This window comes from Flavobacterium sp. AC267 (assembly GCF_979258715.1).
On sequence record NZ_OZ409875.1, the window covers coordinates 2,676,145 to 2,689,381 of the forward strand.

8 protein-coding genes and 4 pseudogenes are annotated in these 13,237 nt (G+C 33.4%); 2 read left to right on the forward strand and 10 right to left on the reverse strand.

The window, feature by feature from the left end; genetic code table 11:
* The first annotated feature begins 10 nt into the window (after positions 1 to 10).
* Together ACZZ95_RS14030 and ACZZ95_RS14035 are read left to right on the forward strand one after the other, a co-directional pair.
* The gene (locus tag ACZZ95_RS14030; RefSeq protein ID WP_463469517.1) at positions 11 to 2,365 is read left to right on the forward strand and encodes a GH92 family glycosyl hydrolase; all 2,355 of its coding nucleotides are present in this window, start codon (positions 11 to 13) and stop codon (positions 2,363 to 2,365) included.
* A 301-nt stretch (positions 2,366 to 2,666) separates the two neighbouring features.
* Positions 2,667 to 3,111: pseudogene (locus ACZZ95_RS14035) on the forward strand (hypothetical protein).
* Between the two features lie 296 nt (positions 3,112 to 3,407).
* Here ACZZ95_RS14035 and ACZZ95_RS14040 read toward each other — a convergent pair.
* The 10 genes and pseudogenes from ACZZ95_RS14040 to ACZZ95_RS14085 form a co-directional block, all read right to left on the reverse strand.
* Positions 3,408 to 5,265, reverse strand: a pseudogene (locus tag ACZZ95_RS14040) (M61 family metallopeptidase).
* Between the two features lie 111 nt (positions 5,266 to 5,376).
* A complete protein-coding gene (locus ACZZ95_RS14045) occupies positions 5,377 to 5,655 on the reverse strand; it encodes a DUF2805 domain-containing protein (protein WP_095953147.1) in 279 nt (92 codons plus the stop codon).
* A 120-nt stretch (positions 5,656 to 5,775) separates the two neighbouring features.
* Complete coding sequence (locus ACZZ95_RS14050) at positions 5,776 to 6,603, reverse strand: sterol desaturase family protein (protein WP_463469518.1); 828 nt, start codon at positions 6,601 to 6,603, stop codon at positions 5,776 to 5,778.
* Positions 6,604 to 6,743: 140 nt separating this feature from the next.
* Positions 6,744 to 7,468 (reverse strand): annotated as a pseudogene (gene aqpZ, locus ACZZ95_RS14055) (aquaporin Z).
* A gap of 24 nt (positions 7,469 to 7,492) precedes the next feature.
* Positions 7,493 to 7,849, reverse strand: coding sequence for a DoxX family protein (locus ACZZ95_RS14060; protein WP_463469519.1), 357 nt, complete (start codon positions 7,847 to 7,849; stop codon positions 7,493 to 7,495).
* A 77-nt stretch (positions 7,850 to 7,926) separates the two neighbouring features.
* Positions 7,927 to 8,835 (reverse strand): EamA family transporter, encoded by a 909-nt coding sequence (locus ACZZ95_RS14065; protein WP_463469520.1) that lies wholly within the window; start codon positions 8,833 to 8,835, stop codon positions 7,927 to 7,929.
* A gap of 222 nt (positions 8,836 to 9,057) precedes the next feature.
* Complete coding sequence (locus ACZZ95_RS14070; protein WP_463469521.1) at positions 9,058 to 10,206, reverse strand: peptidylprolyl isomerase; 1,149 nt, start codon at positions 10,204 to 10,206, stop codon at positions 9,058 to 9,060.
* 33 nt (positions 10,207 to 10,239) lie between these two features.
* Positions 10,240 to 11,313, reverse strand: a pseudogene (locus tag ACZZ95_RS14075) (peptidylprolyl isomerase).
* 16 nt (positions 11,314 to 11,329) lie between these two features.
* The gene (gene gldI, locus ACZZ95_RS14080) at positions 11,330 to 12,001 is read right to left on the reverse strand and encodes a gliding motility-associated peptidyl-prolyl isomerase GldI (RefSeq protein ID WP_463469522.1); all 672 of its coding nucleotides are present in this window, start codon (positions 11,999 to 12,001) and stop codon (positions 11,330 to 11,332) included.
* Positions 12,002 to 12,008: 7 nt separating this feature from the next.
* Positions 12,009 to 13,013: a DHH family phosphoesterase gene (locus ACZZ95_RS14085; protein ID WP_463469523.1), complete on the reverse strand. Its 1,005-nt coding sequence runs from the start codon at positions 13,011 to 13,013 to the stop codon at positions 12,009 to 12,011.
* Between the last annotated feature and the right edge of the window lie 224 nt (positions 13,014 to 13,237).

Below are 13,237 nucleotides of genomic sequence, written 5' to 3' on the forward strand. Positions count from 1 at the left end.
AACCTAAAATATGAATAAAATTAATCTTCTAAAGTTTTTTAAAAGCGTTTTTTTATTGTTACTGGCAATAAACTGTTGTAATGAAATTCATGCTCAAAAAAAACAGGATAACTTAAAAAATCTAATTCAATACGTAGATCCAATGATTGGAACTGCAAAAATGGGTCATACTTATCCAGGTGCAACAGTTCCTTTTGGGAGCGTGCAGTTAAGCCCCGAGACAGATACGATTGCCTATAGTTTAAACGGAAAATATAATGGCGAAGTGTACAAATATTGTGCGGGATATCAATATGAAGATAAAACAATTGTAGGTTTCAGCCACACGCATTTCAGCGGTACAGGCCATTCGGATTTAGGTGATTTTTTAATCATGCCGACAACAGGAAAACTACAATTAAATCCCGGAGTTGCTTCAAAACCTTTGTCTGGATATAGATCGGCATTTTCTCATTCCACAGAAAAAGCAGAACCTGCATATTACAGCGTTTTTCTAGAAGACCATAAAATAAAAGCAGAACTCACGGCAACAACTCGCGTTGGAATGCATCAATATACTTTCCCAAAGTCAGATGACGCGCATATTATTCTGGATTTAACTTCAGGGATTTACAATTATGATAAAAAGAATGTTTGGACGTTTGTCAGAGTAGAAAACGATACTTTAATCACCGGTTACCGCCAGACAAACGGCTGGGCAAGAACGAGAACCGTATATTTTGCAATGTCGTTTAGCAAGCCAATTAAAAGCTACGGACAAGCGGCGCAGGAAAAAAGTGTTTATAGAGGTTTTTGGGGAAGATTCGATCAAACCAAAAATTTTCCAGAAATGGCAGGTCAAAACTTAAAACTGTTTTTTGATTTTGATACGAATGAAGGAGAGAAAATCAAAATTAAAATGGCTTTATCTCCCGTTAGTTCTGCCGGAGCATTAGAAAATATGAAAAAAGAAGCTCCAGACTGGGATTTCGAAAAAGTAAAAAAACAAAGTCAGGAAGTTTGGAACAAAGAATTGAATAAAATTCAGGTTGAAACAATTCAGAAAGAAGATTTAGTTAACTTTTATACGGCAATGTACCATGCTTTTCTTGGTCCAACAGAATACATGGATTTAGACCGAAATTACAAAGGTTTGGATATGAATGTTCATAAAGCCGAAAATTTCACGAATTATACCAGTTATTCCCTTTGGGATACTTATCGAGCTTTGCATCCGTTATTCAATATTGTACAGCCAAAACGAAATGCTGATATGGTGAGTTCAATGCTGGCACATTCGGATCAAAGCGTTCATAAAATGCTTCCAATCTGGTCGCATTATGCCAATGAAAACTGGTGTATGATTGGTTATCATTCCGTATCTGTTGTTGCTGATGCGATTGTAAAAGGGAATATTACTTTTGATGCAGAAAAAGCACTTCAGGCATGCGTGAATACAGCAAAAGTTCCGTATTACGACGGACTGGATTATTACATGAAAAAAGGTTACGTTCCAGAAGATAAAAATGGTGCATCGGTTTCTAAAACTTTAGAATATGCTTATGATGACTGGGCAATTGCTCAGGCGACAAAGAAATTAGGAAAAACGGAAATCTATAATGAGTTTATCGAAAGGTCTAAAAACTATAAAAACGTTTATGACGAGAAAACAGGTTTTATGCGCCCTAAACTGAATGACGGAACTTTTAAAAAAGAATTTGATCCGCTAGATACGCACGGTCAGGGTTTTATAGAAGGAAATTCATGGAATTATAGTTTATACGTACCTCAAGATCCAGCAGATATGATTAAAATGATGGGAGGAAATGACAAATTTAAAGTTCGTTTAGATTCTCTATTTAATATGCATTTGCCAGACAAGTATTTTGAAAATACAGAAGATATTACCAGAGATGGAATCATTGGAAATTACGTCCACGGAAACGAACCTTCGCACCATGTAGTGTATTTGTACAACTGGACAGATTCTCCTTGGAAAGCCCAAGATAAAATCAGAATGATCTTGAAAAAAATGTACCGAAATGGAGCTGATGGCTTGGGCGGTAATGACGATTTCGGACAAATGAGTGCCTGGTACATTTTCAGCAGTTTAGGATTTTATCCTGTCGCTCCAGGTTCTGACGAATATGCTTTAGGAAGTCCGCTGGTTAAAAAAGCAGTTTTTAATTTAGAAAACGGAAAAAACTTTGAAGTGGAAACAGTAAACCAATCGGATAAAAATGTTTTTGTAAGCAAAGTGCTGTTGAATGGAAAACAATTAGATAAGCCATTTTTAAAACATAATGATATCTTAAATGGCGGTAAGATTACGTTTTACATGAGTAGTAAACCGAAGAAAAAATTAGATAAGGTGCTGAGGTTCTAAGATTCTGAGGTACTAAGTATTTAAGGTTTTAGTATTTAATTGAGATATAGACCTAACAGGTTTTAAAAACCTGTTAGGTTTTGATTCCAAGCTCCTGCAAGGTTTACAAAACCTCTTAGGTGTATTTTCGTGATGCATATAAATACCTGCAAGGTTTTGTAAACCTTGCAGGATAAACTAAAGATTGCAAGGCTGTATAGTCAATTAATAAGATTATTAAAATTCGATAAAATTTGTGTAATTCGTGGCAGAAGAACAAAAAACTTCACGAAATTTGCATTTCAAATAAAGAAAACAAAAGATGAAAATAAACTTAAAATCAGGAATTGATAAATTGCTTTTCGGGATGAAGCAGAATGATGTAACAGCTGTTTTAGGAAAACCTGATAAAAACTATAAAGACGAAGATGATAATGTGATTTTTGTTTACAATGCACAAAAAATCAGATTGACATTTTATGAGGAAGAAGATTTAAAATTAGGTTACCTAGTTGCTTCAAGCGCTGATTTAGAAGTTTTCGGATTCAAAATAATCGGAAGAAAAATTGAAGAGGTAAAGAAAGATTTTGTCTGCAAAAGGAATTACAAAATACAATCAGGAAACTTTTGATACTTTCGAAAATTACTTTAATGAAGACAATTGGTTTATTCTTCAGACAGAATATGATGAGGTTGTAAAATTCGAAATTGGAGCGATCATTAATAGTAAAGACGAATTTGACTGGAAGTTTCCGGTGAAGAAATAAAAATAATTTTGTCATTCTTTGTTAGGATGACAAAACAAAAAACCTTTGGCAAAGGTTAAAACTTTGACAAAGGTATACTTATGCAGACAATCTTGTCAATCCTGAGGAACGAAGGATCACACTCGAAACTCGACAAAGATTGGCAGAATGACAGTGAGGAAATACCAGTGTGATCCTTGGTGCCCTCATTCTGAAAAACGTAATAACAGCCTAACAACCAAATAACAGTTTAACCGTTAGTAAACAAAAAAATAACCGACAATCACTTGTCGGTTATTTTTTTGTTTTAAAAGAAATTATCCTTTTAACCATGCATTTTTAAGTTTGTCTTTTGAAGCATCAGTTGCTTTAAAAGTTTCAGACTCTTCGTATGGTAACTTTACAGTTCCTTTAATTGTTTCTTCTTTTGTACCTTTTTTTACTTTTAAAGTAATTGGATCATTTTCTTTCCAGTTTTCACTTTCAGTAATCAAATCATAGATGTTATCTAGAGAATATGGTTTGTTGTTAACAGCTAAGATTTTATCGCCGCCTTTTAAATTCAGGTTTTTGAAGAAAGCGTTTGGCTCGATATCACCACGAACAGCAATTTCTTTTGTTGCTTTGTCAATAGTAATATATGGACTTTGTCCTTTGATGAAAACATTTCCAGGTTTTTTCTCAGATGCTTTTGTTACCCCCACTTTAGCTAAGTAAAAATCGTAAGGAATTGGAGTAGTTCCTGCTACATATTTTTTAAGGAATTCCCCCACTTCAGGATACGTCAATGAAGTTATTTTTGCAAAAAGCTCATCATCATTAAATGGTTTTTCAACACCGTACTCGTTAGATAATTTATGCATTAAATCAAGAATACCTCTTTCTCCGTTGCTTTTCTCTCTAATGATAATGTCAATACACATTCCGATTAAAGCTCCTTTTTGATATACATTTAAGTATTGATCTTTATAAGGTTGTTCAAGTACGTTTTTACTCATTACAGTAAACGACATTGTATCGTTTAAACCTTTCGCTTGTTCTATTTTATCAGCGATACGAGAATAAAATTCAGCTTCGTCAATCAAACTTTGGTTGATCTGGAAAAGATTTGCAAAATATTCTGTTACACCTTCATACATCCATAAATGCTCAGACATTTTTGGGTCGTTATAATCAAAATACTGAATTTCTTTTGAGTGAACAGTTAATGGCGTTACAATATGGAAAAACTCATGAGAAACAACGTCTTTCATAGATTCTACCAATTTTTCTTTTGGCATTGATTCTGGTAAAACTACTGTTGTTGCTGTTGGGTGTTCTAATGCTCCAAAACCATGTGCATCGTCTTTTGCCATGCTGGATAAATACAATAAAACAGTATATTTTTTAGTAGCATTTACTTTTCCTAAAAAGTTTTTCTGAGCAGTCATCATCGTTTTCATTTCTGGCGTAATGCTTTCTGCAGTAAATTTTCCAGTAGGAGAGTACACAGCGATTAAAATATCCATTCCGTTTACATTAAATGTAGTGTAATCTGGTTTAGCATACATAATCGGATTTTCTACTAAAACAGCATAACGAGGAGTTGTAAATACATCAGCTGTATTGCTTGCATCTTCATCTGTCATAGAAGTTGCACCCCAAAGTGTTTCTGGGTGTGTAACAGTAACTTTGTACGGAACATCTAATTTGTCTTTAAAGTACCCTACAAAACCATGTGTATTCAACATGAAGTTTTTCCCTGCGTCAATGTTGGTTCCTGCTGGAGAGAAAACATCATCGTTACCAAATCCAGTACCTTTTTCAGTATCAAAAGTATCGTTTACGAGGTAAGTGATTGCTTTTAATGTTTTCGCATTAGAAATAGACCAAGAATTGTCATCTATTCTTTTTACAGTTAATGCAGTTCCTTTAGCATCAAATGCTTTGAAATCTTCCGCATATTTTCCGTAATTATCTGTAGAATAAGTTCCAGGCACGGTTTTAGGAATACTATAAACAATTTCGTCTGTTTTTATAGCTGGCGGCGTAACAGTTACCAAAACTTTGTCGTCTTTTACGTCAGTCAAATTGATGTTAACCTCTACTGTATTGCTTTTCAGCGGCTCCAGTACTACCTGTTTTACAGCTCCAAAATGTTACCGCTAGAGCTAAGGTGTAAAGTATTTTTTTCATTTGTATATGTTTAGTTATTTGTATTTGTCACAAAAAACATAGAAAAGTTACTAAAAAATTACATTAAAATAAAAAATAAAAAAAAACTCCTGAAAAACAGGAGCTTCAAATTTAGTCTAGTTTATTTTTTATATAATATTTTCCATCCAAATCTTCATCAAAATCATCTATTTTTACTGGTTTTGGTTTTGGTTTGTTTGCAATTGCCTTCTTTTTCCACATCTCAAATTTTTCAAGAGGCATCTTCTTTTTCATGATATCCAAGACTTCTTTTTCTGCGAATCCAAATTCTTTTTTTATAATTTCAAATGGATTCCTTTCTTCTAAAGCTAACGAAACAAGTTTTTCAGTTTGTTCCCAAGTCAATTCTTTACGGTTACTCTTTTTCATCTCGTGAAAATTAATTCAAAATAGGGTGTTAATGATTAATAGATTGATTTTCAATTTCTGTATCAATATTAAAAAAAAAATAATAAGTTGTTTCAGTAAAGTATACTTTTTTTAGTGATTTTAATTGTTTTTGAAAGATCGTGATTTTTGAAATGGTATTTTTAGCAGATTCTTCAATTCATTGTTTTCTTCAGGCCTCATATGCGTGTCTACACCATAAACCAGCTGATCTTTTGGTAAATAGGTAAAAGTTCCAAAAATCCTATCCCAGATAGAAAAAATATTTCCATAATTACTATCAGTGTAAGGCAATACATAATGATGATGTACTTTGTGCATATTGGGAGAAACTATAAAGTAACTCAGGAATAGATCTAATTTTTTAGGAAGCGAAATATTGGCATGATTAAACTGAGAAGCGATAACGGATAAGGACTGATAAAGAAAAACCATCCACATTGGAGTTCCAACAATCAAAACTCCCAAAGTGGTAAATATAAAACGAATAACACTTTCGCCGGGATGATGCCTGTTAGCAGTGGTGGTGTCGATCCAAGTGTCTGTATGATGCACCAAGTGAAACTGCCAAAGAAATTTTACTTTATGCTCTACTAAATGAGCTAAATAAGCTCCAATTAAATCCAGAAGTAATAATCCAATTATGGTGTAAAGCCAAAGAGGAATTTGTGGAAGCAATTGTAGAAGACCAAAATGATTTTCTACAGTCCAGGCGACGGTTCTAATTAGAATGAATGCCAAAATAAAATTGACAACAATAGTAGTAAATGTGAAAAAGAAATTGATTCCTGCATGCGACCATTTTTTATACTGCATTCGGAACAATGGAAAAGAATTTTCGATCAGCCAGAATAATGTAATACCGCCAACCAGAATCAAGCTTCTATGCGAAGATGGAATTGTACTGAAGTAAGAAATAATTTCGTTCATAATACATCAATATTTGAGTTGAGACAGTTTTCTTTTCGGTTTTATCCAACTAAAAAGAGAAAACCAAATAGAAATGTATCTGATTTTCTCTTTAAAAATACTAATTATAGGCTAATTTATAATTATTTATGAAGTAATTTTTATAGAACTATTTTTTCTGGTTCACCCTCTTGCTGTAATAGATTTTTATAGATGAATCCTGCTTGCAATTGCACCCAAAATTGAGCCGCCCAAAAAAAGCCAGACTTGAGATAATGGTCCGCCTCCCGCAAAAACTGCCTGAGAAAGTGATCTTGCAGGATTTACAGAGGTATTTGTAATTGGAATACTAACTAAATGGATTACAGTAAGTGTTAAACCAATTGCAATACCGCAAAAATTACTGTTAGCAAATTTGTCTGTTGCGCCAAGAATGATTAAAATAAAGAACAAGGTGAGAACAAATTCTGCAATGAAAGCGACCTGTAAAGAATAGCCGTCAGGAGAAAACGCTCCAAAACCATTTGAGGCAAATGCTCCAGCTTTAGTGTTATCAATTACGAAACCAGCTTTTCCAGATGCAATAGTATACAATGTACCAGTTGCTGACTATAGCTCCAATACATTGCGCTATTATATACGGAATAAGATCTTTAATCGGAAATTTTCCTCCTGCCCATAATCCAAAAGAAACTGCTGGATTAAAATGTCCTCCAGAAATGTGTCCAACAGCATAAGCCATTGCCACTACTGTCAGACCAAAGGAAAGTGCAACACCTGCAAATCCAATGCCTAATTCAGGATATGCGGCGACAAAAATGGCACTTCCGCGACCTCCAAAAACAAGCCAGTAAGTTCCGAAGAACTCAGCAAATAATTTTTTCATAATAAAATAATTTAATGGTTAATGTTAGAATGTATATTGGTATGCCCAATAAATCAAAATGATTTGTAAGGGCAAACGTACAAATAAAATCCATCTTGGTAAACCAAAACCTGCTTTTTTATTTTGAAACATGTAGAAATTTGCAGGAAAAACAGCAATTAATAAAGCTATAATTCCCCAGGCGGCGAAGTGTGTAGTAAAAGGCAGGGTTAGGAGAAGGCCTAAAATAATTTCAGCAGCACCACTTAAAATATTTAGTAATTTGGGGTTTTTAAATACTGGCGGAATGATTCTTATGTACATTCCGGGTTTTCTAAAATGATTAATTCCAGCACCTATATATAATAAAGCCATCAAATATAAATGCCAAGGTAATGTCATGATAAATAATTATTTATCACGAATTTATAAAAAAATTAACAATTATTACATTACAAGAAATGTTTTTTTTATAATACTTAAATTGATTTATTTTTTGTCTTAAAATTTACATTCATAATAATTATCGCAAGTATAATTAAAACAATTCCAACCCATTGAGAGAAGATTACTGCTTCGTTTAATAAAACATACGCCATCATAACAGAAACAGGTAACTCAAGAGCAGAAACAATACTTCCAAGTCCAATTCCTGTTAAAGGAAAACCAATATTCATAAGCATTGGTGGAATTATAGTCCCAAATAAAGACAATACAATTCCCCATTTCAAGAAAATTTCAAGATTAAAAGGAGTAACCTGAGTAGCAAACGCAAATGAAAAAACAATTATTGAACCACCCAAAAGCATATAAAGACTTCTTTGTGCCGATGAAATTTCGGTTGCTACACGATTTGCTGTAAACATAGTGGTAGTAAAAGAAGCTGCGACTAAAATTCCCCAAAGCAAACCACGCCAATCTAATGAAATGTCGTTATGAATGATATTTGTGGCTAAAACGGTTCCAAAAAGCACGATAAGTACCGCAATGACTTTTTGTTTAGAAGGCAGTTTTTTTTCTAAAATCATTTCAAGTAAAACACCCATCCAAACAGTCTGCATTAATAAAACGATTCCAATAGAAACAGGAATATATTTTACAGCCAAATAGTAAAACAAACTTGTCATTCCTAATGAAGTTCCGGCAAGCATTAAACTGAATATATTTTTTGGAGTTGCTTTTACAGCTGTGTTTTTATTTTTTATTCTTTGAAAAAGGTTAATTAGTAAAATACCTGTAATTCCGTAAATAAATTGTGAGGTCGTAACTTCTGCAGTCGTGTATCCTTCAGTATAAGCCATTTTTACAAAAGTAGCGAGCATTCCGTATGTAGTTGCTCCTAAAGCTACCAGAAAAACACCTTTTAATACATTGTTTTGAGACGTCATAATTTACTTGTTTTAAAAAATTAAAGCCGGCAAAGGTAAGTTATTTTGTTTAGGATTCAGCAGAAAGAATAGTTAAATACTGAGTTTACTATTGGTCAATATTGATTTTGAATGCTTAAATTATTAATATGTTAATGATTAGAATAATTGTAAAACAAAAAAAACATCAAAAATATATTTTGATGTTTTTTGTATCTAATAGAAAATAGAATTCTCTTTTAATTATTTTGCTGGCTGATTTTGATACGTTTCAATTTCAAAAACCAAAGTAGAGTTTGGTGGAATCACGCTTCCAGCTCCTTTTTCACCATAAGCTAAATTAGAAGGAAGAAAGAAAATTGCTTTATCTCCGTCTGTCATCATATCAAGAGCTTCTATAAAACCAGGGATCATGCCTTCTTTTTTACCAACAGTAAAAGGAAAAGCTTTGTAACCTCCTTGAGCATCTCTGTTTGCATCATATGTTCCGTACGCTTTTGCTACTGCGGGAATACTGCTGTCAAACAATTTACCATCTTCAAAATATCCAGCGTAATGGAAATAGATTGTTGAACCTTCAGCACCTTTTACACCAGTTCCTTTTTTAGTAATAACATATTTTAAACCAGAGGCAGTGGCAGTTGCTTTTGCTTTTGTTGCGACAAAATAAGCGACTTTGTCTTTAATCACTTTTTCAGCTTCTAATTTTTTTGCTTCTTCTTTTTTTGCTTCATCAGTTAACACTTTTACAGCATCAAATTTTTTAGTCTGCGCACCTTTTCGTGTAATAGTGATTTTTGTCATAATATCGTCCTGAACAATTTTATTTACATTGTCCATTCCAGAAACAACATGTCCAAAAATGGTATGTTTTCCATTTAACCAAGGAGTATCTTTGTGTGTAATAAAAAATTGACTTCCGTTTGTTGCTGGACCAGAGTTTGCCATTGCCAGAATTCCGCCTTTGTCAAATTTTAGTTCTTCTCTAAATTCATCTTTAAATGAATATCCAGGGCCTCCAGAACCATTTCCGTCGGGATCTCCACCTTGAATCATAAAATCATTAATAACTCTATGGAATTTCAAGCCGTCGTAAAATGGTTTTCCTTTTAATTTTTCGACTTTTACATTCGGATTTTTTCCTTCTGCCAAAGAAATGAAATTAGCTACAGTTACTGGAGCTTTTACATATTCTAAAGTAACAACAATATCACCCTTAGTAGTTGAAATTGTTGCAAAAATTCCTTCGTTAGGATTTGTATTTGGTTTAGCGGCAGGTTTCGCGACTGTAGTTGTTTTTGCCTTCGCGACAGGTTTAGTCGCAGGTTTTTTAGTTTGAGCCTGAATATTTACTATTGCTAAGCAAAATAAAAATAAAAATTTAAACTTCATTACTTTAAATTTATGGTTATAAAAGTTTTACGGTTATTCTGTGATTTGAATTTCAAATATAATATTTGCATTTGGCGGAATGACAGCACCAGCACCAGTTTCTCCATACGCTAAGTGAGACGGAATAAAAAGAACTGCTTTATCTCCAATAGAAAGCTGTTCAACTCCTTCAATAAAACCTGGAATTAAACCACCTTTACTGCCCGCTTTAAAATCAATTGGATTATATGCTTTTGTCTGCGACTCTCGCAGGATCAAATTTTCCAAATTGTGTTGCAACGTCTTCTAAGCTTGTGTCAAACAGAGTTCCATCTTCAAGAAAACCTGCATATTGAATGTGTATTTGAGTTCCTGCTCGCAGGTTTTTTACCACTTCCTTTTTCAGTAATTACAAATTCTAGTCCGCTTGTTGTTTTAGTTGCTTTTGGTTTAATAGAAGCGTAATAAGCCACTTTTTCTTTTTGAACTGCTTGCATATTTGCTTTGTTCTTTTGCGATTTCAGAAAAATAATCATGAAATACTTTTACAGCATCAAACTTTTTAGTCGCTTCACCATTTCTGATAATTTTTACAGAAACGATATTATCGCCTTGAATTACTTTATTTACCACTTCCTGATCTTTTACATCAACTACATGACCAAAAATCGTGTGTTTGTTGTCTAACCAAGGAGTTTCAACATGTGTAATAAAAAATTGGTCGCTGTTTGTTCCAGGTCCATTGTTGGCCATTGCTAAAACACCAGCTTTATCAAATTTTAAATCTGAAAACTCATCTTTAAATTTATATCCAGTATCTCCAGAACCAGTTCCTAAAGGATCACCAGTTTGGATCATGAAGCTTTCAATAACTCTATGGAATTTCAAACCATCAAAAAATGGTTTGTTTTTTAAGTTTTCATGTGTAACAAATTCGTTTTTACCTTCAGCCAAAGTCACAAAGTTAGCAACAGTTATTGGTGCTTTTTTGTAATCAAGCTCAACAATAATATGACCTTTGTTTGTCTCGATATTGGCATATAAACCATCAGGCAGATTACTGTGGTCGTCTTTACAAGAATAAAATGAGCTAACGGCTATTAATAATAACAAAATAATCTTTTTCATCTTAAGAGATTGTTTTTTATGGAGTTAATGTATCTTTTTTTACTGGTGTTGCAGGTTTTGGCGCCGCAGGCTTTGGAGTTGCTGTCTTTGGAGTTGCTGTTTTTGGAGCTTGGACTGCAGAAGCGGCAGTTTGAGCAGTTGGATCTGCAACAAAATTTCTAAGTGTAACGGTAACGATTAAAGATTCGTTTGGACCAATTTTTTTGTTATCTCCATGATAGCCATAAGCCATATGCGATGGAAATAAAAAAGTTACAGTTTCATTTTTATGCATTCTCTTGATTCCGTCGCGCAATCCCATCATGATATCCTGTTTGTCCACATAATAGGTCTGCGGGCCAAGATCAGATTCTGAATAAATTACACTGCCTTTTATATCTTTTACTTCCAAATTGAAATAAGCAATATCGCCTTTTCTTGGTGATGCTGTTTCTCGTTGCGTTTTTTCTTCATAATTAAACCAATAGCCTTTTGGAGTGGCATAGTATTTAACCTTCGGATTGCTTTTGATGATCTTTTTAATGACATCCTCTTCGTTTGCTACTAATTTTTTGTTACGATCGGCAGATTTTTTCATGAATGTTCCCGAAGCGCTGGAAATAGGTCTTCTGGCTTCTTCATGATGCTTACAGCTGATTAACAAAACAGCAAAAAGCAAGCTATAAATGCTAAGTTTTAGGTTGTTCATGATTCGGTTATAATGTTAGTTTTTGTACTAAATCTTCAAATTTCTTTACCGTTTCTTCCATCGAAACTTCAGATCTTCCACCGGTTGCATTACTGTGTCCGCCGCCATTAAAATGGTCTCTTGCAAACTGGTTTACATCAAAACCTCCTTGCGAACGAAATGAAATTTTGATAATGCCTTCGTCTTTATTTTCGATAAAAATAGCAGTAAAAACAATATCTTTTATGCTTAAACCATAATTAACAATTCCCTCAGTATCGCCTTTCACATAATTAAAAGAATCCAATTCTTCTTGTGTAAGGGTCATATAAGAAGTTTTGTGCGCTTCGAAAATTTTCATGTTCTGCAAAGCACGTCCTAATAATTGCAGTCTGCTGAAAGAACTATTATCAAATAATAAGACTGGAATTTGTGTGTTTTCAACTCCCAAATCAATTAATTCGGCTATAATTCTATGCGTATTTCCTGTAGTTCCTGGAAAACGAAACGAACCTGAATCGGTTAAAATTCCCGTATAAATACAAGTTGCAATGTTTTTATCAATATCTTCTTTTTTGTTTAAGAATGTGATAAAGTTATAAACCATTTCACAAGTTGATCCAAATGCTGTGTCAGAATAGGTATAAGCGGCATAATCATCAGGTTTTTGATGATGATCGATCATAATGAAAATAGCTTTTAGCTTAGCCAAAGTATGTTCCATTTCGCCTGTACGATGAAAAGCATTAAAGTCGAGTGTAAATATGATTTCAGCTTCTTCTAAAATCTTGGTGCAGTTTTCCGTATCCTTTTCGAATATTTTTACAGTTTCTGATCCTGGAAGCCAAGCTAAAAAATTAGGGAAATCATTGGGCGCAATTACTGTTGCTTGATGATTATTTTTAATTAAAAAATGATATAATGCTAATGTAGAGCCCATTGCATCGCCATCTGGTCCTCTATGCGGAATGATGACAATTTTCTTTGGGGCGACGAGTAATAATTGAATCGCTTGAATGTCTTGTATTTTCATAGTGTGCGAATTTACATTTTTTTAATGTAATGCTGAAAATATTTAGTCGCAGTTTTCAGTTTCAGTTTTCAGTTATTTTTAGAATCTATTTTAAGTGTTTGAAATTGGTAGACACATTCAAAGAGTTTGCACACAAAAACGCATTTTTAAGCAGATTTATTTTGAAGTAAATCTGAAAGTTTCTAATAAGAGTTGGAATTTGGAATTTAAAATTTAGAACTTAA

Coding starts and splice junctions, on each gene's coding strand:
- ACZZ95_RS14030 (WP_463469517.1), top strand. CDS start 11: ATGAATAAAATTAATCTTCTAAAGTTTTTTAAAAGCGTTTTTTTATTG.
- ACZZ95_RS14045 (WP_095953147.1), bottom strand. CDS start 5,655: ATGAAAAAGAGTAACCGTAAAGAATTGACTTGGGAACAAACTGAAAAA.
- ACZZ95_RS14050 (WP_463469518.1), bottom strand. CDS start 6,603: ATGAACGAAATTATTTCTTACTTCAGTACAATTCCATCTTCGCATAGA.
- ACZZ95_RS14060 (WP_463469519.1), bottom strand. CDS start 7,849: ATGACATTACCTTGGCATTTATATTTGATGGCTTTATTATATATAGGT.
- ACZZ95_RS14065 (WP_463469520.1), bottom strand. CDS start 8,835: ATGACGTCTCAAAACAATGTATTAAAAGGTGTTTTTCTGGTAGCTTTA.
- ACZZ95_RS14070 (WP_463469521.1), bottom strand. CDS start 10,206: ATGAAGTTTAAATTTTTATTTTTATTTTGCTTAGCAATAGTAAATATT.
- gldI (WP_463469522.1), bottom strand. CDS start 12,001: ATGAACAACCTAAAACTTAGCATTTATAGCTTGCTTTTTGCTGTTTTG.
- ACZZ95_RS14085 (WP_463469523.1), bottom strand. CDS start 13,013: ATGAAAATACAAGACATTCAAGCGATTCAATTATTACTCGTCGCCCCA.